The organism is Pseudomonas frederiksbergensis (assembly GCF_900105495.1).
In the GTDB taxonomy this organism is placed as follows: domain Bacteria; phylum Pseudomonadota; class Gammaproteobacteria; order Pseudomonadales; family Pseudomonadaceae; genus Aquipseudomonas; species Aquipseudomonas frederiksbergensis.
Genome location: NZ_FNTF01000002.1, coordinates 5005689 through 5025336, shown reverse-complemented (window position 1 = coordinate 5025336; position 19648 = coordinate 5005689). Strand labels below are relative to the sequence as shown.

18 protein-coding genes and 2 pseudogenes are annotated in these 19648 nt (G+C 58.2%); 11 read left to right on the top strand and 9 right to left on the bottom strand.

The annotated features are described in order from the left end of the window. Positions 1 to 6: 6 nt before the first annotated feature. Genes napA through napE form a run of 3 tightly spaced genes read right to left on the bottom strand, consistent with a single transcriptional unit; the run spans position 7 to position 2973 of the window. Entirely contained in the window at positions 7 to 2511 is a 2505-nt protein-coding gene (gene napA / locus BLW70_RS23535) for a nitrate reductase catalytic subunit NapA (RefSeq protein ID WP_074878096.1), read from the bottom strand. Next, positions 2508 to 2768, bottom strand: a complete 261-nt coding sequence (locus tag BLW70_RS23530) for a chaperone NapD (protein WP_033059994.1) — start codon at positions 2766 to 2768, stop codon at positions 2508 to 2510. The genes napA and BLW70_RS23530 overlap by 4 nt, the downstream gene beginning before the upstream one ends. Before the next feature lie 37 nt (positions 2769 to 2805). Continuing rightward, positions 2806 to 2973: a periplasmic nitrate reductase, NapE protein gene (napE, locus tag BLW70_RS23525; RefSeq protein WP_008154754.1), complete on the bottom strand. Its 168-nt coding sequence runs from the start codon at positions 2971 to 2973 to the stop codon at positions 2806 to 2808. Between the two features lie 363 nt (positions 2974 to 3336). Between napE and BLW70_RS23520 the strand changes: the two are divergent. Further along, a pseudogene (locus tag BLW70_RS23520) lies at positions 3337 to 3908 on the top strand (hypothetical protein). Between the two features lie 71 nt (positions 3909 to 3979). Here BLW70_RS23520 and BLW70_RS31205 read toward each other — a convergent pair. Continuing rightward, the gene (locus tag BLW70_RS31205) at positions 3980 to 4279 is read right to left on the bottom strand and encodes a hypothetical protein (RefSeq protein WP_074878094.1); all 300 of its coding nucleotides are present in this window, start codon (positions 4277 to 4279) and stop codon (positions 3980 to 3982) included. 215 nt (positions 4280 to 4494) lie between these two features. Here BLW70_RS31205 and BLW70_RS23510 point away from each other — a divergent pair, with 215 nt between their 5' ends. From BLW70_RS23510 to BLW70_RS23495, 4 genes are all read left to right on the top strand, one after another. Further along, positions 4495 to 5514 carry a helix-turn-helix transcriptional regulator gene (locus BLW70_RS23510; RefSeq protein ID WP_074878091.1) on the top strand — a complete coding sequence of 340 codons (1020 nt, stop codon included), beginning with the start codon at positions 4495 to 4497 and terminating at the stop codon, positions 5512 to 5514. A 340-nt stretch (positions 5515 to 5854) separates the two neighbouring features. Then, the gene (locus BLW70_RS23505) at positions 5855 to 7597 is read left to right on the top strand and encodes an amidohydrolase (RefSeq protein WP_074878089.1); all 1743 of its coding nucleotides are present in this window, start codon (positions 5855 to 5857) and stop codon (positions 7595 to 7597) included. A 110-nt stretch (positions 7598 to 7707) separates the two neighbouring features. After that, positions 7708 to 8448: a TorF family putative porin gene (locus BLW70_RS23500; RefSeq protein WP_074878087.1), complete on the top strand. Its 741-nt coding sequence runs from the start codon at positions 7708 to 7710 to the stop codon at positions 8446 to 8448. A 199-nt stretch (positions 8449 to 8647) separates the two neighbouring features. Further along, positions 8648 to 9106: a GNAT family N-acetyltransferase gene (locus BLW70_RS23495; RefSeq protein WP_074878085.1), complete on the top strand. Its 459-nt coding sequence runs from the start codon at positions 8648 to 8650 to the stop codon at positions 9104 to 9106. Between the two features lie 15 nt (positions 9107 to 9121). On the opposite strand, the gene BLW70_RS23490 is transcribed toward BLW70_RS23495, so the two are convergent. Then, a complete protein-coding gene (locus tag BLW70_RS23490; protein WP_074878083.1) occupies positions 9122 to 9982 on the bottom strand; it encodes a phosphotransferase in 861 nt (286 codons plus the stop codon). Between the two features lie 520 nt (positions 9983 to 10502). Here BLW70_RS23490 and BLW70_RS23485 point away from each other — a divergent pair. Further along, positions 10503 to 10862 carry a DUF6124 family protein gene (locus BLW70_RS23485; protein ID WP_074878081.1) on the top strand — a complete coding sequence of 120 codons (360 nt, stop codon included), beginning with the start codon at positions 10503 to 10505 and terminating at the stop codon, positions 10860 to 10862. Positions 10863 to 11334: 472 nt separating this feature from the next. Here BLW70_RS23485 and cls read toward each other — a convergent pair whose 3' ends face one another. After that, positions 11335 to 12630, bottom strand: a complete 1296-nt coding sequence (gene cls / locus BLW70_RS23480; RefSeq protein ID WP_235865021.1) for a cardiolipin synthase — start codon at positions 12628 to 12630, stop codon at positions 11335 to 11337. Between the two features lie 435 nt (positions 12631 to 13065). Here cls and BLW70_RS23475 point away from each other — a divergent pair, with 435 nt between their 5' ends. Then, complete coding sequence (locus BLW70_RS23475; RefSeq protein ID WP_074878077.1) at positions 13066 to 13401, top strand: hypothetical protein; 336 nt, start codon at positions 13066 to 13068, stop codon at positions 13399 to 13401. 285 nt (positions 13402 to 13686) lie between these two features. Here the strand turns inward: BLW70_RS23475 and BLW70_RS23470 are convergent, their stop codons facing one another. After that, on the bottom strand, positions 13687 to 14589 hold the full coding sequence (locus tag BLW70_RS23470) for a LysR family transcriptional regulator (RefSeq protein WP_074878075.1): 903 nt from the start codon (positions 14587 to 14589) through the stop codon (positions 13687 to 13689). A 106-nt stretch (positions 14590 to 14695) separates the two neighbouring features. Between BLW70_RS23470 and BLW70_RS23465 the strand changes: the two genes are divergently transcribed. Both BLW70_RS23465 and BLW70_RS23460 read left to right on the top strand, forming a co-directional pair. Continuing rightward, positions 14696 to 16060, top strand: a complete 1365-nt coding sequence (locus BLW70_RS23465) for an MFS transporter (RefSeq protein WP_074878073.1) — start codon at positions 14696 to 14698, stop codon at positions 16058 to 16060. Next, positions 16057 to 17331 (top strand): glucarate dehydratase family protein, encoded by a 1275-nt coding sequence (locus tag BLW70_RS23460; protein WP_074878071.1) that lies wholly within the window; start codon positions 16057 to 16059, stop codon positions 17329 to 17331. The genes BLW70_RS23465 and BLW70_RS23460 overlap by 4 nt, the downstream gene beginning before the upstream one ends. Here BLW70_RS23460 and BLW70_RS30735 read toward each other — a convergent pair. Together BLW70_RS30735 and BLW70_RS23455 are read right to left on the bottom strand one after the other, a co-directional pair. Further along, a pseudogene (locus BLW70_RS30735) lies at positions 17315 to 17434 on the bottom strand (DUF7693 family protein); the annotation flags it as partial. The gene BLW70_RS23460 and the pseudogene BLW70_RS30735 overlap by 17 nt on opposite strands. 74 nt (positions 17435 to 17508) lie before the next feature. Then, on the bottom strand, positions 17509 to 18078 hold the full coding sequence (locus BLW70_RS23455) for an acyl-CoA thioesterase (RefSeq protein ID WP_074878069.1): 570 nt from the start codon (positions 18076 to 18078) through the stop codon (positions 17509 to 17511). A 105-nt stretch (positions 18079 to 18183) separates the two neighbouring features. On the opposite strand from BLW70_RS23455, the gene BLW70_RS23450 reads away from it, so the two are divergent. Together BLW70_RS23450 and BLW70_RS23445 are read left to right on the top strand one after the other, a co-directional pair. Further along, positions 18184 to 19149 carry a GlxA family transcriptional regulator gene (locus tag BLW70_RS23450; protein WP_074878068.1) on the top strand — a complete coding sequence of 322 codons (966 nt, stop codon included), beginning with the start codon at positions 18184 to 18186 and terminating at the stop codon, positions 19147 to 19149. Between the two features lie 38 nt (positions 19150 to 19187). Beyond that, positions 19188 to 19577 carry a c-type cytochrome gene (locus BLW70_RS23445; protein ID WP_074878066.1) on the top strand — a complete coding sequence of 130 codons (390 nt, stop codon included), beginning with the start codon at positions 19188 to 19190 and terminating at the stop codon, positions 19575 to 19577. The last annotated feature ends 71 nt before the right edge of the window (positions 19578 to 19648 follow it).

The following is a 19648-nucleotide window of genomic DNA, read 5'->3' as shown; positions in this document are numbered from 1 at the left end:
TTCTCCTCAGGCCACGCTGATCAACTCGATTCGTATCGCGCATTTTTTGTAGTCGGTCTGCTTGGAGATCGGATCGGTGGCATCGAGCGTGACTTTGTTGATCAGCTTGTTGGCATCGAAAAACGGCACGAACACCAGTCCTTGAGGCGGTTTGTTGCGCCCACGGGTTTCTATGCGTGCACGGATTTCACCGCGTCGGCTGATCAACTTCACTTCACTGCCACGCCGCGCCTTCAAGGCCTTGGCATCTTCGGGGTGCATGTAGACCAATGCGTCCGGCACCGCTTTGTACAGTTCCTCGACGCGCTGGGTCATGGTGCCGGTGTGCCAGTGTTCGAGGACGCGTCCGGTGCTCAGCCAGAATGGATAATCGGCATCCGGGGCTTCGGCTGGCGGCTCGTAGGGGAGGGCGAAGATAATCGCCTTCTTGTCCGGGTAACCGTAGAACTGCACCTCGCTGCCTTTCTCCACATAGGGGTCGAGCCCTTCGCGGTAACGCCAGCGGGTTTCCTTGCCATCCACCACCGGCCAGCGCAGGCCTCGTTCGCTGTGATAGCGGTCGAACGTGGCAAGGTCATGCCCGTGGCCGCGACCGAACTGGGCGTACTCCTCGAACAATCCTTTTTGCAGGTAGAAGCCAAACGCTTTGGCCTCATCATTTTTGTATCCGGCTTCCATTTGCTCGACCGGAAACTGGTCAACCTGGCCATTCTTGTAAAGCACTTCAAACAGGGTTTTGCCCTTGAGATCAGGAGACTTGGCGAGTAACTCGGCGGGCCAGGTTTCATCGGTGGTGAAGCGTTTGGAAAACTCCAGCAACTGCCACAGGTCCGACTTGGCGTCCCCCGGTGCGGTCACCAATTGATGCCAGAACTGCGTACGCCGCTCGGCGTTGCCAAAGGCACCTTCCTTTTCTACCCACATGGCGCTGGGCAGGATCAGGTCGGCGGCTTGCGCGGACACGGTGGGGTAGACATCCGAGACAATCACGAAATTATCCGGGTTGCGCCAGCCCGGCAGGACTTCCTGCATGATGTTCGGCCCGGCGTGCATGTTGTTGCTGGCCTGGGTCCAGTAAACGTTGAGCACGCCGTCCTTGAGCATGCGGCTCTGTTCCACCGCGTGAAACCCAGGTTTCTCCTGAATGGTACCGGCGGGCAGCTTCCAGATTTTTTCGGCGATGGCGCGGTGCTTGGGGTTGGTCACCACCAGATCGGCGGGCAAACGGTGGGAGAAAGTCCCGACTTCGCGCGCCGTACCACAGGCCGACGGCTGGCCGGTCAACGAGAAGGGGCTGTTGCCCGGCTCGCTGATTTTGCCGGTGAGCAAATGGATGTTGTAGATCAGGTTGTTGGCCCAGACGCCGCGAGTGTGCTGGTTGAAACCCATGGTCCAGAACGACACGACCTTGCGCTTGGGATCGGCATACAACTCGGCCAGCGCCTTGAGCCTTTCAGTCGGAACGCCTGTCTCCTTGGCGGTTCGCTCCAGTGTGTAAGGTTTGACGAAGGCTGCGTATTGGTCGAAGGAAATATCCGTCCAGGTGTTGGCCTTGGCGGCATTTTTCGCCTTCATTTCCCGTGGATCATCAGGGCGCAGGCCGTACCCGATGTCGTCGGCACCTTGGGCAAATCGGGTGTGCTTGGTAATGAAGTCCTGGTTCACCGCGCCGTTTTCAATGATGTGGTTGGCGATGTAGTTCAGGATCATCAGGTCGGTTTGCGGCTTGAACACCATGGGGATGTCGGCCAGCTCGAAACTGCGATGTTCGAAGGTCGACAGCACGGCCACTTTCACGTGAGGCTGGCTCAAACGGCGGTCGGTGACCCGGCTCCAGAGCACCGGGTGCATCTCGGCCATGTTCGAGCCCCAGAGCACGAAGGCATCGGTGGCTTCGATGTCGTCGTAGCACCCCATCGGCTCATCCATGCCAAAGGTGCGCATAAAACCCATCACCGCCGAGGCCATGCAATGGCGAGCGTTGGGGTCGATGTTGTTGCTGCGAAAGCCAGCCTTCATCAGCTTGTTGGCGGCATAGCCTTCCCACACGGTCCATTGCCCGGAGCCGAACATGCCGACCGACCCGGGACCTTTGCTCTTCAAGGCTTCCTTGAATTTCAGCTCCATGATGTCGAAGGCCTTCTCCCAACTGATCGGCTGGAATTCGCCTTGCTTGTCGTACTGGCCGTTAGTCATGCGCAAAAGCGGTTGGGTCAGGCGATCGACGCCATACATGATCTTCGAAAGGAAATAGCCCTTTACGCAGTTCAGTCCGCGGTTGACCTCGGCCTTGACGTCGCCGTGGGTGGCGACCACCCGGTTGTCCTTGGTCGCGACCATCACGCTGCATCCGGTGCCGCAGAAACGGCAGGGCGCCTTGTTCCAGTCCAGGGTGACCATGTCTGCTTCTGTGACCAGATTACTGGCGTCGGTAATAATCGGCAGGCCAGCGGCAGCGGCTGCAATGGCGGCGGCCTGGGCCTTGACGAATGTTCGGCGCGACATGCTCATTCGATGTCTCCTTCGGGTTCGAGGAGTTCGTGATAGATCAACGCCGCGTTGAGTACGCCCGGCAAGTTGTTGATCTGTTCGATGCGTTGAAGGATCTGGCTTTCGTGTACGGCCTCAAGGACCACCACCAGTTTTCCCGCCGCACTTTCCTGATGCAGTTCCAGGCCGTCCAACAGGCGCAGGTTGGCTTTGACGGCATCGAACAATTCAGGCCTGGCAAGTACTACAAGACTGGCAATATGCAAAGCTTCGTCCATGCGCTGGCTCCAATAGGCTTTCAGAAAAGGCTATTAGTTAGTTGGGTGGTCCTGGGGGGCCGTACAGCATCTGGAAAAACCAGACGATAAAACCGTAGCCGCCGACGATAGCGACTGACAGCAGCGGGAAGAGGCAGATGACAAGAAAGAGAAACAGCCGGGTTTCTTTGCGGCGCTGAGGTTTTCGTTCTTCAGCCAATGACATGCGTAATCTCCTGCCGAACGTGCAGTCAGACTAGATCACGAAGTTTTCGCAGGTTTTCTACCAGGGGGTTTACAGACGAACGGTTGATAACCCGTGCTCTTGGGTCGCAACGGGTTATAACGTTTTCAATCATTACTTCGTTTAGTTCGCAAAATTTCAACTTTTAGTCGCAGGCTTTCAAATCGAGCGTCGAGCGCTCGCGCACACCGGGCCTTTTGCTGCCTGTCGCGACAGTTGTCTCGCGGTCGGTATCAGCCTGTGACGGATTGCTCATCTTGAAAATGCAATTGCAAATTTGTATCATTCGTTTTCAATTCAGCGAAGCAGGGAACGCAGCGCCAAAACAATAATAAGGTCCAGGCAATGCTCAAAATGCTTCTCGTATACGGTCATCTGCTCGCTACGTGTATTGCCCTGGGGAGGGTGTTGCAGGCGGATCACAAGCTTTGGAGTTGGCGCAAGGAAATACTTGACCAGGCCAGGCTTGAGTACCTTGATGAAACTCAGAGGATTGTCAGCCTCGCACTGCTTGCCCTTTGGGCAAGCGGATTGTTGCTGGTGCTTGAGGGTTATCTCAATGAAGGCGACGCGTATCTGCTCAATCAGAAACTCTGGGCCAAGGTAACTGTCGTCGCGCTGCTCAGCCTCAACGGTGCATTACTGCATCGAGTCGGCTTCCCGTTGCTGCAAAAGGCTCCATTCGTCGCACTGCGCAGTGCAGGCCGCACGCGGCTCGCCTTGTTGGGTGCGCTTTCCATGAGCGGTTGGCTATTCGCCGCTTTCCTGGGGGGGCTCGGGCCTGGAATCACGTGTTGCCTTATCTACATGTGATGGGCGCATTCGCCGCCTTCTCGTTATTGGCGTGTTGCGTGGCACTTGCAGTCGCCGGTAAGGCGGGCAGTGTCGGTGTGCCAAAATCCTCGGTACCGGGGTAGTTCAAATGACCGACTGGCGTTCGGTCACGCGGTTGACCGCGAACCGAACGGCCCGCGTCACCGCCGCTCTCTTAATTTTTGCACTCGGCCAATACCACTTTGCAGGTGTCGGGCGTGCCACCGGATCGTCCGGCATAGCGTATGCAATTATTCAGGGATTTTTTGCGAGCCATGTTCAAGGTGGAGCCCCAGGCCAGGCCGCCTTCGCCGACAGTGGGGAGCGCTTTTGCATAGCAGCTGTCGCCCAGGCTTGAGGCCGCATAGCGAGCCGTCGCCGCTTTGCCTGAGCATCCCGCTGTCAGCGCGAGGCTGATCGCGAGGAGGGAGAGCAGGCCCCATGACGAGCATCGGCGCGCTGTTGTTCCGGTCATCCGGTCTCCCCCTTTATCAAGAGGCTAGAGGCTTGTTTGGGGTCGTGCTCTATTCAGGTTAGATGGTGTTGTGCCGGCTCTTGGGCCGGTTTAATGGAATTAGCGCATTTGAGTCATTCTTGCTGACAGCCGGCGTCGCGAGCGCTCGCTGGACGCCATGACCGCGGCTATGGCATCGTCGAAAAATACGCCATGTAGTAAACAGGATAAAAACAATGGAGGAGGGTGATGAGGTCGGCGCCAACACGTCGCTGGCCACGCTAAAGGCGTTCAATCGTTGCGTGTTGCACCTGGGTCGGCTTGCTCGAGATCGCGGCGCCTCCCAATTTATCGCCGACGGCTTGCAGGCCTTCGGTCAACTGGTGCCCTTCGCTTCGGCATGGTGGGGCGAGATGTCGACATCAGACGCCAGTACGCCTCAAAGCTGGATGCACGGGCGGATCAATCTGCCTGAATCGTTTGCCGTCGAATGGCACAAAGTAGCGATCAACGACCGATTTTCCCAGGAGACCTTAAGTCAGCCCGGGGAAGTGTTACGCGACAGTGGGTTCAACGATCCCTGCGAGCAGGTGAATGACTTCGCACGCCGTCACGATCTCTATTACCTGATGAGCATCACGTTCGAGCTCCCGGAAAGCGGCTTGATGTTCTTCGTTTGTCTCTACCGTGGCCTTCATGCGCAGGCTTTCAACGCCAGCGAGGACGGATTGTTTTCGGCGTTCTGCGACCATCTGTTGCAGCTGTGGCGCTTTCAGGTGCAGGACATGATTCGCTGTGACACGGGCAACGGGGCGAGTGACTTCGGGGTCGCCCGGATGGATGGCAGTCTGCTGTATGTGGGCGCAAGCCTGTGCGCCGCCATTCAGCGCGAATTGCCTGGGTGGAGTGGTTCAATGCTTCCCGTTGATGTCATCGCACACCTGGAAAAAGCGCCCTGCGTGATTCGCCTGGGGCGTACTGCAATGACGCTTAGCCCCAACGCCGAGCACGTCATCCTGTCACTCGAAACACAGTCGCGCGGGGCGGTGCTGGCACCTCGCGAGCGCACGGCGGCGATGCTGTTCGCCGCCGGCCATTCCTATAAGGAAATTGCCAAAATGCTTGCACTGAGTCCGGCCACAGTGCGCACCTATCTGCGCAACTGCTACGTGCAGCTCGGCGTGAAGAGCAAAGTGGAGCTGGGTTCTGTCCTGCGCTCATCGACTTCGCCTACGGAAACTGCACGTCGTAATTAAGCGCAGCGCCTTCAGCCATAACGCAGACCTTGTAGCAGCTGCCGAAGGCTGCGTCCGGCTGCGCAGCAGTCGTAAACCCTGAGTGCGCGGTGAGTCTGGTGCACCGCATAGTCTGACTTCACGACTGCTGCGCAGCCGGACGCAGCCTTCGGCAGCTGCTACAAGGACTGTGTTGCTGCTTAGCTGACGGTATTTGCCTTACCCCTCCTCATTTGTGGAGGTCCATCCGACCGCCGCGCTCTATAGGGTATGCCCTGTATATCAGGGGCTTGCGACCGTCCGTTCGGGCCACTTCCACAACATCTGCCTCCCAGTCCAATAAAAACAAGAGAGTGTTCCGATGCAGCGATTTATTCCAAACCTGTTGGCCGCAGCCCTGGCTTTTTCTTCGGCGCAAGCCATAGCCGCCGCTGACCTTGTGTTGTTCAACGGCAAGGTCTTCACCGCCGAGCCCGGTCAGGGACTGGTCCAGGCAGTGGCCGTGCAAGACGGCAAGATTCTCAAAGTGGGCAGTAATGCCGAAATCAACGCCCTGGCCGATACCCGCACGCAACGGATCGATCTGGCGGGCAAGGTGCTCATGCCGGGAATGATTGATACCCACAGTCACCCGGTGGTCGGGGCCTTCGACAGCATGGGCGCCAACCTGCTGGATGAAGTCAAACCGCTGCCCGAGCTTGAACAGTGGATCATTGAACAGGATCAGGCGGGCATCGCGCGGGCCGGTGACGTGATCAGCATCGCCGGGGCCAGTTCGGCGTATTGGGACAAGAGCCGGGAGCTGGGCCAGCGCTTCAATCAGGGACGCTGGGCCGATCAACCGGTGGTCCTCAGCGGGATCGACGGGCACACCGGCTGGGCCAACAACGCCATGCTCAAGCGCCTGAAAATCGACGCTGCGCTGGTAAAAGGCCTGTCGGAACAGGATCGCAGCTATGTGGGCCACGAAGCGGACTTCACCCCCAATGGTTATTTTGCCGAGTCGCGCTGGGACCAGGTACGCAGCCAGATCCCCGCGCCCAGCGGCGAGATCATGTTGAAAGCCGCCCGCGAGGCGGTGAAGGTCAACAATCAATACGGCATCACCGCCTGGATGGACGCGGCGGCGAATGCCGGCAGTGGCGATTCGTTGTTCGATTTCAAGGCAACCGAGCAGAGTTACGGCGTGCTGCCGCTTTACCGCGAACTGGCAGAGAAGGGCGAGCTCAATGCCCACGTCGCCGCGCTGCTGTTGGCCAACCCGAAAAGCCGACCGGCCGATCTGGAAGTGCTGGCCAAGGTGATGAAGAAATTCGAGGGTGTGCCTAACCTGAGTTTTCCCGGGATCAAGGTATTCGCCGATGGCGTTCTGGAGTTTCCGGGGCAAACCGCCGCGGTCATCGTTCCGTTCAAGAACAGCCAAAAAAACGGTCAACTGCTGATCGACCCCGCGCACTTCGGTGAGTTGGTGGTGGCAGCGGAGAAGCGCGACTGGATTGTGCACATGCATGCGGTCGGCGACCGTGCGGTGCGTGAGTCACTCGATGGTTTTGCCTATGCGCGCACACTCAATCCGACACCGGTGGCCCATAGCATCAGCCACCTGCAACTGGTCAACCCGAAAGAGTTTCCGCGCTTCAAGCAACTTGGCGTGATCGCTTCCATGCAATTGCTGTGGGCTACGGGCGAGACGTACACCGTCGAGCTCGTCAAACCCTATATCAGCGCGTTTGCTTACGGTTATCAGTACCCGGCCAAGTCCCTGCATAACGCCGGTGCGGTCATCGCCGGTGGCAGCGACTGGCCGGTGTCCAGCCCCAATCCATGGAACGCCATCGCTCAGGCCAGCACGCGCAAAGGGCCGCTGGGCGTGTTGAATGCCAAGGAAAGCATCGATCGCCAGACCATGTTCTATGCCTACACCCTCAATGCCGCCAAGGCCCTGCGTCTTGAGCAGCAGATTGGTTCGTTGACGCCCGGCAAACAGGCCGACCTGATCATCCTCGACCGCGATGTCTTCAAGGTCAGCGATGACGAACTGTTCGACACCAAAGTCCTGAAGACCTTCTTCGCCGGCAAAGAGGTGTACGCGCCCGCGTCCTGACACGCCGTTCACCCGCACCCCGCAACAGACGCCTGGCTCCTCCCATGACGAGGGGCTCGGCACCGCCATGCCTGAAATAACCCGCAGCTCCATAACAATAAGAGACTTGTATGAACGCACGCTCAGTATTGACCCTTGCCATTCTTGCACTGGCACCCCTGACCACCCACGCACTGACACTTAACGATAACTTCAACCTGGACATGACCCTGGGAGTCTTCAGCGACTACCGCACCCGTGGCATTTCGCAAACCCTGGGTGATCCGGCGGCTCAGGCCAGCGCCACGCTGGTGCACAGCAGCGGCCTGTACGTGGGCGCCTGGACCTCGAATGTCGATTTCGGCGGCCAGTTCAAGACGCGCCAGGAACTCGAGTATTACGCGGGCTACTACTGGCAGGCGACCGAGGCCATCAGCCTCGACCTGGGGTACATCAAGTACGACTATCCAAAGGAAGGCCAATTCAACATGAGCGAGGTCTACGCCATCCTTGACGTTTATGGCGTGAAGCTCGGCACCAACTACTCAAACGATACGCCTAACTTTTTTGGCGAAGACCAGGACACCCTTTACACCTACCTTAGCTACAAAATCGAGTTGCCGGCCGACATCGGCCTGGACCTGCGCGTGGGACGCAACGATTTCAAAGACCCGGCGTTCTGGTCTGCCAGCGGCGACAGCCGTGATGCCTACACCGAGTGGGAAGCCAAGTTGACCCGTGACTTCGTGGGCGTGACCTGGGGCCTTAGCTACATTGATACCAACCTGTCGAAAAGCGAGTGCACGAGCTGGTACGGCTATGGTGATTTGTGCTCCGCCACTGTGGTTGCCAGCGCCAGCAAGGCGTTCTAAGCGTTAAAAGCCCTGCCAGTGAGTTAACAGGAACCCAGGGTTGTCAGCCTCCTGGCAGATCGCTTTTGGCCCCTTATGTGGCGCGTTACCTGCCGAGCAAGACCTCGTCGCCCTTGTAGGCGCTGGCGCAGGCTGCGATTTTTTAATCTACCTTTCCCTTTTCCCGCTCATCAATTCAATCCGCAAGGAAACGATCAACATGGACATCCAGGCCCTGCGCGCCGACGCAACCCACCTCGATAAAATCGCCAGCCTGTTCGACGCCTATCGGGGCTTCTATGGCCAGCCGTCGAACCTGCCGCAGTCTCGCGACTTCATTGCCGAGCGCATTGCCCGGGACGAATCGGCGATTTTCTTCGCCCAGGCCCCCGGCGGTGACGCGTTGGGTTTCGTCCAGTTGTTCCCGACGTTCTCCTCCATCGACGCGCACCGCACCTGGCTGCTTGGCGACCTCTTCACAACACCTGCCGCCCGAGGGCAGGGCGTAGGCACGTTGCTGATGAACACAGCGCGAGCCTTCGCATTGTTGACCGGTGCAAAAGGCATGGTGCTGGAAACCGCCACGGACAATGTCGGCGCGCAACGGTTGTATGAATCCCTGGGCTATGTGCGCGATACGGGTTACTACACCTACTGCCTCGATTTGAAACAAGGTTGAGCCCACCGCTGTCGGTTACACCAACGCGTGCAGGAATTCAGCTTGGGCCTTGGGGCACGTGAGGATGCGGTAACGGGTGCTGCGGGAAACATCACGGTCGCGAAAACGTTCATACACCGCCTGGAAAACGTCGCGGTTCAATGCTGGGTGCTGATGCGTGAGGTAGCGTTCGCAGCACGCGTTGTAGTCTTCAACCGATATGAACCTGTTGAACCAGAAGCGATAGAAGTAACCCAGCAGAAAACCCAGGCTGAAGTCGTGTTCCAGCACCGAATGCGCGCAGCATTCGAAATCGATCAAGCGCAGCCTGCCCTCGGGGCCAATCAGGATGTTCTTGGGGTGCGGGTCCATGTGCACAAACCCTTCGACCAGCGTCTGCCCGAACAGGTGGAAAATGTCCGACAGCAGCGCTTGCGCCTGTTCGGGGTGGCTGATCAGTCGATCATCGACGCTGCAATGATTGTCAAAAAAACTGACCAGCAAATACTCTTCCTTGAGAAAAGGAAAACGCCCGACGTAGCCGAATGCAGCCACTCGGGGCGATGACTCCGACTTGGCAGACACAACGGACAGGTTGATGAATTCGTTGGTCAGGTCATGCAGCCCGAACACACGCTTGAGGCCCAGGAAATTCTGCAGCTGCTTTTTCCAGTGAATCAGGCGATTGTGTTTCAACACCCATTTACGCTCGCCTTCGAGCAGGAACACACTGCGGGTTTCCTCGGGAATATCCAGCAATGCATGTTGATCCGGCTCGGCAAAAAAACGCTGCAGCACGGTCACCAGTTCGTTCTGATCAGACGGATCGAAATGGAAGGTGACGCCGGCAATTTTTTGCTGATTCAGAGGGGCAGTAAGGTGTCTGAGGTGGCGCATGCAAAGTCCCTGCTAATGCTTTGGGTCCATAAAATGCCGGCAATCGAGCGCGACGCTTTGTCGTTATCGGCAGGACGCTGCGGACCCTTACTCACCAGGTTGGTTTTTTATCGCCGGGACTGACTTCAAGCGTGTGTCAGATTTTTAAACATCGGCACAGGATGCGTGTTTAAACGCGTTCAAGGTTACTTCCTGAAAGCCACAAGACCTTGCGCCGTTGCCTACGGCTGCGCCAGAATCCGCCGGCTTGTGTGCCTTGGGGCCGCTCGGTAACTTGATTCGTGTCACTGCCCATCAGTGACCGGGTTTCGCAGCCCGGGCAAACTCTAGACGCACAACGTCTACCGTCCGTGAGCAGACGCTTCATTAGGTCTGTCATTAGTGTCATGGCGGCTGTGCGTGGGAGACCTTAGGGTCTGCCGGGTTCCTAGAGTCCTGGTCTGCGAACCCGCGTACAGTTGCCACCTTTTTTTCGTTTCGCAGCGAATGGTGGCAGCTCCATTTCTCTAGGAGTTTCACTATGTTCAAGGTCACACCCAACCCGCCGGACACCGATCCGGTCTCCCCGTACGAATCCGATTCAAAAAAACTCAACGAGGCCGCCGAGCGCGCCCTCAACTTCCACTTCCCGTCGATTGCCGACATCAAAGCCACCCCGCGAACCTGCAGCACCCTGTTTTCCGTGGACCCAGAGGCCACGACCGAAACCCTGGCGGTTTTTCTGGTCGAAACCCTGGCCTCGATCGATGTGATGGTCCACGAGTTGGTGGACCTCCTGGAGGGTTGTTCGCGCTATTCCCTGTTGGGCATTTCCAACAGCGTCATGGTGGCTGAAATCACGGCAAACCGATTGCTGGATAAAATTGAGCCGCCTGCGTAACGGCGGCCTGCTGTGGTGAGGTAGCAAGCTCCCTCGCCACAGCTTTCGTGGTTGTCATTGCTGACCGGTGATTGGGTTTGGTGTCAGGCCTGGGCTACCGCGTCATCGTTTATCGCGAGCAAGCTTTGCTCCTACAGGGGTGTGTTTTAGGCAGTGTGTTGGATTAGGTCTTTCTGCCATTTGGCAAGCGAAAGAAGGCCAGGCGCGACCAAGCTGTGCCGCGCGATGCGGGGCACAGCCTTGCCATTAGGAGACGGTTTAAGGTTCTATGCAAACCCGAGAAACGACAGGATAACCACGACTACCACAACTAGCCCGACGATGTAGATGATGTTGTTCATGAGTTTCCACCTCTCAACCTGAATGGATTGCGAAATGTGGCGTTACAACCACACGGTACTGCACCTTTACTGGCAATTCCATTGCGCAACACACAGAGCTCCGTTGCTCATTCGCCACCGCGCGACTCGACTTACAGCCAGTATTCCCAGAGCCGTCCCATCTGCTCCTTGGCTCTCAAGGCGAGCGAGCGGCGCTGCCACTTTTCCAGCGTGATTTCGTTGGACTTGGCCAGGTCAGCCATGAAGGCCGCCTGCATCTTTTTTCCAAATTCGGTGCCCAGCACAACGACGTTGACTTCATCGTTGTGCACGAAGCTGCGCCAGTCGAGGTTGGTGGAGCCGACAGTCGACCACACGCCATCGATGACGGCTGTCTTGACGTGGAGTAGCGCGTCACGGCGTTCGTAAAGCTTGATATTGGCCTCCAGCAGCTCGGTGTAGTTCGCGCGTCCGGCATGGAACACCAGCCAGGAATCAGTGCTGCCGGGCAGCACCAGCTTGACGTCGACGCCACGAGCTGCCGCCTCCTTGAGTGTCGCCAACAACTGCGGATCGGGCACAAAGTAGGCGTTGGTCAGCCATATCTCGGTCTGCGCGCTACGCAGCGCCGAAATCAACGTCGCATAGATCTGGCTGAACGGTTCATCCGGCGAACTGCCGATGGCACGAATCACTTCGCTGCCTTTGCGCTCCAGTGGTGGAAAGTAGTCGCGAGCCGCGAGTGGTTCACCTTTCTGCGCAGTCCAGGTTGCGATGAACAGTTTCTGCAGTTCTGCAACCACCGGCCCCTCGACGCGCAAGTCGGTATCGCGCCAGGGCAAATCACCACTGGGACGCGTCTTCGAGCTCGCGCTGAGTGAGCCCCCCGAATAAACGCTGCTGATATTGATCCCGCCGAGAAAGGCAATACGACCGTCCACGATCAGCAGCTTTCGGTGGTCGCGCTGGTTCACGTCCCAGCCTGCTTTGGCCGTCAACGGATTGATTGGGTTGTACTCCAGAACCTTGATGCCCGCTTCGGTCAATCGAGTGAAAAACGCTGCGGGTGTCCTAAGGGTTCCGACGCTGTCACGGATCAGATTGACCTGTACGCCTTTGTTTTGTTGAGCGATCAGTGCGGCGGCGAAACGCTGACCGACTTCATCATCTTCGAGGATGTAGGTTTCCATGTTGATGTGGTCACGCGCCGCTTCAATGGCTTTGATCATCGACTGGTAGGTGCTGGGACCGTCCTGCAGCAAGTCGACTTTGTTGTCTTCCGTCAGCGGGCTACCGGAGATGGATTCTTCGATGGCGAGGTGCACATCGAAGATGTTGGTCTCGGCGCCGGTGGACTTGAGTCGGTCGATGATGGCTTTGCTGCGTTCCGCTGACAGAGGTCCGTTTATCCCGTCGAGTTGCACGGGCGCAGAGGGCGCGAGGGCCATGTCCGGCACTATCCTCGGCAAAACACTGGAGCCGATCACAAAGGTCAGGAGCACAACCAGGCCTAGCACTAGAGCAATGCATGCACCCTTGCATCGGGTTGGAAGATTCATCAGGGCCCCTCTTGGCGAGGACGGTGATAGCGCGCTGAATAGCAAAGCTTCGCTTTTGAACGAACCAGGCCCCAAGGCCTGTGATCAGTTGCGATGCCATCAGTTGGTTGGACCACTGCGCAAGAGCCGGGTTCGTTGTCAGAAACTGCTTTTGGCCGAGCGTTGCCCGTGCTTCGGGAGCGAAGGTCGACCGTTCACTCACGCAGCTTGGTCGAAAGCCACTGCGGAATAGCGGCGGTAGAAGATACCAATTGGCCATCGCGTCCGTTAAAGTGTGCGCCGCCCGAGAGATGGATCCCGGGCTACATCTCAAGGAGTTTTTCAGTGAAGTACCTCAGTAAAGTTGTCGCTGTTGCCCTGTTCGGTCTGGTTCTGGCGGGTTGCACCGGCACGCCGATGAACACCCAGCATTATGAAAGCAGCCAATACACCGTCCTGGGCCACAGCGAAGCGAGCGCCACTGGCCTGCTGCTGTTCGGCGTGATCCCGATCCAGCAGAACAACCGTTTTGTTCGCGCTCAGAACGCGGCGATCAAAGCCAAGGGCGGTGACGCGATGATCAACACCCAGGTGCAGGAAAACTGGTTCTGGGCGTGGGTCCTGACCGGTTACACCACTAAAATCTCTGGTGATGTGGTCAAGCTGAAGAACGTTCAGTAAGCGCAGAGCTCTGCCTGTTGACGCGAAAAAGCCCGGTTTAGCCGGGCTTTTTCGTTACTGGAGTATGGATGATCACGACGCTCATCGAGAAGTTTGGAATTCTGTACGGGAGCTGGTGAGCACGAAATAGTCCAATGAGGCAGCAGTGACCATCGTCTCCGCTGCCTAAACTCAACACCTCAGTTTTCGATATTCTCTTGCATCAAGCGCAAAAACCTCGACCTCATTTACCTCGCTTCGGAACCCGATTTTTTCGCGCTTAGCATCACCTCCTACCGGACAAACTCAAACACCCCAGCCCTCGCGCACAGCCCTTCGAATGCCCTCCAGCAACATCGCAAATGCGGGGTTGTCATTGTTCTCGCGCCAGATCAAATGCAGCTCGCTCTGCACACCTTCGCCCAAATCGATGTCGCGAAACACCACGTTCTTGAACACCACGCTGGTGGCGCAGCGAGGCACCAGGGCCAGGCCCATGCCGGCATTGACCAAGGCCAGGATGGTCAAGGATGAACCGAGCCATTGCACGTATTCCGGGGCGACGCGGGCAGAGCGGAGCATGCCGGTCAGCAGTTCGTTGAACGGCGGGTAGGCGGCGTGGGAGTACATCAGGAACGGTTGCGCATCGAGGTCTTTGACCGACACGGTTGCTGCACTCGCCAGCCGATGACTGCTCGGCACCGCCAATACAAACGGTTCACGCACCAGACATTCGGTGGCGTATCCCGGCTCCAGCAACGGCGCGCGAACGATGCCCAGATCGATACGCCGCGCACGCAGCGCTTCATGCTGCTGGTAGGTGTTCATCTCCGTCAGGTCGATTTTCACCTGCGGCTGTTTGAGCCGCGCTTCGGCGATGACCTTGGGCAGGAATTCATACACCGCGCTGCCGACGAAACTGATGTTGACCGAGCCGATGTCGCCCTCGGCAAAACGGCGGGCGGTGACGGCGGCTTGCTGGGCGCGCTCCAGCAGGTTCTGCGCTTCGATGAAGAAGGCGCGGCCGGCGGCGGTCAGGGCGACGCTGCGGGTGGTGCGGGTGAACAGCTCGACACCCAGGTGATGTTCCAGCAGTTGAATCTGTCGACTGAGGGGCGGTTGAGTCATGTTCAACCGTTCGGCGGCGCGGCGGAAATTCAGTTCGGTCGCCACCGTGGTGAAACAGCGCAGTTGAGTCAGTTCGAACATTGATCTAATCCAGGTATCAATCGAATGCCAAGTTAGATTAGACGGGATCAATGTGCGCGTCCATGATCGGCTCGTCCCTAAAAAAACAATGAACGGGAGTTGCCCCTTGAATACCCTCCAGAGTCCTCCGGACCCGAACGTGCTCGCCCGCGCCGCAGCCAAGGTCAAGCGCCATGTGCTGCCGCTGTTCGTGGTGATGTTCATCGTCAACTACATCGACCGGGTCAACATCGGCTTCGTGCGCAGCCACTTGGAAACCGACCTCGGCATTGGCGCGGCAGCCTACGGCCTGGGCGCCGGGTTGTTCTTTATCGGTTACGCGATCTTCGAAGTCCCCTCCAACTTGTTGTTGCAGCGTTACGGCGCTCGCGCCTGGCTGACGCGCATCATGTTCACCTGGGGCGCGGCGGCGATGGCCATGGCGTTTGTGCGTGGCGAAACCAGCTTCTATGTCCTGCGTTTTGTCCTCGGTGCAGCCGAAGCGGGCTTCTTCCCCGGCATCATTTATTACTTCACCCAATGGTTGCCGTCGACCGAACGTGGCAAGGCCATGGCGATTTTCCTCAGCGGTTCGGCCATTGCCTCGGTGATCTCCGGTCCCGTCTCCGGCGCGCTGTTGAACGTCAGCGGTTTTAGCCTGCATGGCTGGCAATGGATGTTCCTGATTGAAGGCTTTGCCTCGATCGTGCTCTGTGGATTTGTCTGGTTCTGGCTGCAATCCCATCCGCGCGAGGCGAAATGGCTGAGCGCCGAGGAAAAGGACGCACTGGTTGACGCTATCGCCCTGGAACAACAGGCCCGCGAAGCCACACAAACCGTCAAGCCGTCGATGTTCAAGCTGCTGGCCGACAAGCAGATCGCGCTGTTCTGCTTCATCTACTTTTCCATCGCCCTGACCATCTACGGCGCCACGTTCTGGCTGCCGAGCATGATCAAGAAAATGGGCAACCTCGGCGACTTCCAGGTCGGCCTGTTCAACTCGATTCCGTGGATCATTTCGATCATCGCGATGTATGGCTTCGCCGCCATGGCCAGCAAATGGAAACACCAGCAAGCCTGGGTGGCCTTGACTCTGGTGATCGCCGCGTTCGGCATGTTCATGTCCACCACCGGCGGGCCGATCTTCGCCTTCGTCGCCATCTGTTTTGCCGCCATTGGTTTCAAGGCCGCCTCGGCATTGTTCTGGCCGATCCCGCAAGGCTATCTGGACGCTCGCATCGCCGCGGCGGTAATCGCCTTGATCAACTCCATCGGCAACCTCGGCGGTTTCGTCGCCCCGACGGCGTTCGGTTTCCTGGAGCAGAAAACCGGCTCCATCGAAGGCGGCCTCTACGGTTTGGCGGCCACGTCACTGGTCGCGGCCGTGGTGATCTTTTTCGCTCGCACCGCACCGCGTGGCGACGTTGCAACGCCTGAAAAATCCATCCGTCATCAAGCCTTGAGTTCAGGTTCAAAGGGAGCAGCCTCTTGAAAATCAAACGAGTCACCGTCACCCCAATCGCCTTCCGTGATCCGCCGCTGCTCAACGCCAGTGGTATCCACGAACCTTTTGCGCTGCGCTCGATCATCGAGATTGAAAGTGACAACGGCTACATTGGCCTCGGTGAAAGCTACGGCGACGCCCCGGCGCTGTTGATCCAGCAGCAACTGCAAGACCAGTTGATCGGCCTCGATCCGTTCAACCTCAATCACCTGCGCCGCATCGTGCAGGCCACCGTGGCGGCGAACAAACCGGCGAGCATTGCCGGTGCGGAACTGGCGCCGGGCTCCCATGCCAGCAAAGCGGTGAGCAACGCCTATTCAGCGTTCGAAGTGGCGTTCCTGGATTTGCAGGCGCACTCGTTGAACGTGCCGTTGGTGGATTTGCTGGGCGGTGCGATTCGCGACGAGATTCCGTTCAGCGCCTACCTGTTCTTCAAGTACGCCCAGCACGTCGACTCACCCTACAAACCCGACAGTTGGGGCGAGGCGCTGAACGAAGAACAGATCGTCGCCCAGGCGCGGCGCATGATCGAGGCCAACGGTTTCAAGAGCATCAAGCTCAAGGCCGGCACGTTGCCGCCGGAACACGAAGTGTCGTGCATCAAGGCGCTGAAAAAGGCGTTCCCCGGTTACCCGTTGCGCATTGATCCGAACGGCAACTGGTCGCTGGAAACTTCGATTCGCATGGCCGAACTGCTGGGCGATGACCTGCAATATTACGAAGACCCGACGCCGGGCCTAGATGGCATGTCCGAACTGCACAAGCGCACTGGCCTGCCGCTGGCGACCAACATGGTGGTCACCGACTTCGATGAGTTCCGCCGCAGCGTGGCGTTGAACAGTGTGCAGATCGTCCTCGCCGACCACCACTACTGGGGCGGTCTGCGCGACACTCAGGCGCTGGCGAAAATGTGCGAGACCTTTGGCTTGGGCGTATCGATGCATTCCAACTCGCACTTGGGCATCAGCCTGATGGCGATGGCGCATGTCGCCGCCGCGGTACCCAATCTGGATTACGCCTGCGACACGCATTACCCGTGGCAGGAGCCGGATGAAGAAGTGATCAAGGGCGGCAAAATCCCCATCGTCGATGGCTGCGTGAAGATCACCCGTGCGCCCGGGTTGGGCCTGGAGCTGGATCACGATCAACTGGGCAAGCTGCACGACCAGTACCTGACGTGCGGCATTCGCCAGCGTGATGACGTGAAACAGATGCAGCGTTACAAGCCGGAGTGGAAGGCGCTCAAACCGCGTTTTTGAGTTCACTCAGCAAACGCTCGATCTGCGCCAGCTCCCAGGTACTGAGCAAACTGACCGGGCCAGTGCCGTAACGTTGCCAACGGTCGAGCGCGCTCTGGTGACCGTCAGTAATACTGGTCACTTAAGACATTCTTCAGTCGAGCTAGACCTGTGGACGCCGCGCTTAAGTGAACAGCATTACGCGACGGTCTGCGGGCGCCGGGCAGGCTGACCTTCTTCCTCTCGAAGCTCACGGCTCATGTCGTTGCAGCTTTGCGACCAGTCTGTCAGCCATGTCGGCATCGGCGGCGATTGTTCAGACAAGCCCAGTTCCCGGGCGTACTCGCCAGGGGGCACCGTGCCTTTGGCAGAGCGGAACAGCCCCCGCATCACCACGACACCGACCACGCGTCCCTTGCTCACGAAGCGGTGCTCCATAAAGCTCCACTTGTTGTCCCAGCCAAGCATCCTGGTGTGAATCTCGAACGCTTCGAACAGTTTCAGCTCACGCCGAAACTTGCCCCAGGTGTCTCCGACGATGGGTACAGCCTTATTGCGCAGCGCCACCCGGAATGCGCCGCTGCGCAACACGTAATCCATGCGTCCAATATCGGCCAAGGTGAAATACCGGCCATTGGTAACGTGTCGATTGAGGTCCAGATCAAGCGGCCAGACGCGCATGTGGACGACAGTGGTGGCCAAAGCGTCAACGGGCTTGCGCCACGGACGACGGAACAGCATGAGGAAAAGTCGGAACCAGAGATTCATAAGTACGCCGAGGATTGAATGACCGGTGCACTTTAGGGAGGAAAGATCGGCTAAGGTAGGTGCGCAAATGACATTTTCCATGCGAAAAGCGCATTAGGATCATTTATGCACGTCACGCTTTTACTGGCGGATCAATGTTCCGCCGCCAGCGCCACCATGGCCCTGGAAATACTCAGCGCCGCCAACCTGTTTGCAGATACTGCCGGCGCGCCTTTTGACGTAGTCATCGCCTCGCTTGAGGGGGGGGATGTCGCCGCGTGGGGAGGGCAGACCTTGCGCGTGGACCGCTCCACCGTCGAGATCCCGCGAACCGATCTGGTGCTGATCCCCGGATTCCTCTTCACCCTGAAAGACGCCTTGCCGGCCTTTTCAGCTTATGGGCCGTGGCTGCGTCAACAACATGCGCAGGGTGCCGTGGTGGCGTCGATGTGCACGGCGGCGTTCATGCTGGCTGAAACGGGCCTTCTGGACGGCGTTCGTGCCACCACGCACTGGGCCTTTGCAGACCTGTTTCGTCGTCGGTATGCCGAGGTCTGTCTGGAGGAAGCGCAAATCCTCTGCGAGGACAATCGCGTGATCACGTGCGGGGGCGCGAGTGCCTCCATGGATCTTTTGCTGCACCTTGTGCGCCGGTTCGCTTCACTGGAACTGGCGCAAAAGTGCAGCAAATACTTGCTGGTCGATGCTGTGCGCAGCGAGCAATCGGTGTACGTCATGTGGTCATTGCCGAAGAACCATGGGGACGGCGATATCCTGCGGGTTCAACACTGGCTGGAGGAGCACTTCGAACAGCCGCTGCTGATTGATGACGTCGCCCAGCAGTTCGGGTTCGGCGTCAGGAATTTCAAAAGACGTTTCAAGGAAGCCACCGGTTACACGCCCATTACCTACCTGCAAACCCTGCGTCTGGAGAAGGCCAAGCAGCTTCTGGAATCCACCCGCATGACACTCGACAGCATCACTTACGCGGTGGGCTACGAAGACGGCAATTCGTTCCGTAGACTGTTCCGCCAGCGAGTGGGGTTGCTGCCGGCGGCTTACAGGAAGAAGTTTCAAGCGGGTGCGAGTTGATTCACTGGCGCCAAGCCACAGATGATCGGGAGCAGAACATGCAGAAAACCGCCGTACTCACCTTCGCGCTGATGCTCAACGCAGGGGGGCTCAGCGTGCAGGCACAAGCGGCCGGCGATGCTGAGGCGGGTGCAACATTGTTCAAGCGGATATGCGGTGGCTGCCATCAGGTTGGGGAGTCGGCGCGGGGTTCATTCGGGCCGCAGCTCAATGGCGTTTTTGGACGCCCTTCGGGCAGCACCACGGATTACCAATATTCCGATGCGATGAAATCAGCCGGTATTGTCTGGACCCGCGAAACGCTGACCGCGTACCTTGAAGCGCCAAAAAAAGTGGTGCCCGGCACCCGCATGATTTTCTGGGGCCTCAGCGACCCGGAAAAGATCGACGACCTGTTGGCGTATCTTCAGACGTTTCAGCCGCAATAGGGCTTTCGCCAGGCGCGGAACACCCGCTGATTGCGATCTGATTTACAATTTTTCTCTTTTGGCGCTGGGGC

Coding starts and splice junctions, on each gene's coding strand:
- napA (WP_074878096.1), bottom strand. CDS start 2,511: ATGAGCATGTCGCGCCGAACATTCGTCAAGGCCCAGGCCGCCGCCATT.
- BLW70_RS23530 (WP_033059994.1), bottom strand. CDS start 2,768: ATGGACGAAGCTTTGCATATTGCCAGTCTTGTAGTACTTGCCAGGCCT.
- napE (WP_008154754.1), bottom strand. CDS start 2,973: ATGTCATTGGCTGAAGAACGAAAACCTCAGCGCCGCAAAGAAACCCGG.
- BLW70_RS31205 (WP_074878094.1), bottom strand. CDS start 4,279: ATGACCGGAACAACAGCGCGCCGATGCTCGTCATGGGGCCTGCTCTCC.
- BLW70_RS23510 (WP_074878091.1), top strand. CDS start 4,495: ATGGAGGAGGGTGATGAGGTCGGCGCCAACACGTCGCTGGCCACGCTA.
- BLW70_RS23505 (WP_074878089.1), top strand. CDS start 5,855: ATGCAGCGATTTATTCCAAACCTGTTGGCCGCAGCCCTGGCTTTTTCT.
- BLW70_RS23500 (WP_074878087.1), top strand. CDS start 7,708: ATGAACGCACGCTCAGTATTGACCCTTGCCATTCTTGCACTGGCACCC.
- BLW70_RS23495 (WP_074878085.1), top strand. CDS start 8,648: ATGGACATCCAGGCCCTGCGCGCCGACGCAACCCACCTCGATAAAATC.
- BLW70_RS23490 (WP_074878083.1), bottom strand. CDS start 9,982: ATGCGCCACCTCAGACACCTTACTGCCCCTCTGAATCAGCAAAAAATT.
- BLW70_RS23485 (WP_074878081.1), top strand. CDS start 10,503: ATGTTCAAGGTCACACCCAACCCGCCGGACACCGATCCGGTCTCCCCG.
- cls (WP_235865021.1), bottom strand. CDS start 12,630: ATGGCCCTCGCGCCCTCTGCGCCCGTGCAACTCGACGGGATAAACGGA.
- BLW70_RS23470 (WP_074878075.1), bottom strand. CDS start 14,589: ATGTTCGAACTGACTCAACTGCGCTGTTTCACCACGGTGGCGACCGAA.
- BLW70_RS23455 (WP_074878069.1), bottom strand. CDS start 18,078: ATGAATCTCTGGTTCCGACTTTTCCTCATGCTGTTCCGTCGTCCGTGG.
- BLW70_RS23450 (WP_074878068.1), top strand. CDS start 18,184: ATGCACGTCACGCTTTTACTGGCGGATCAATGTTCCGCCGCCAGCGCC.
- BLW70_RS23445 (WP_074878066.1), top strand. CDS start 19,188: ATGCAGAAAACCGCCGTACTCACCTTCGCGCTGATGCTCAACGCAGGG.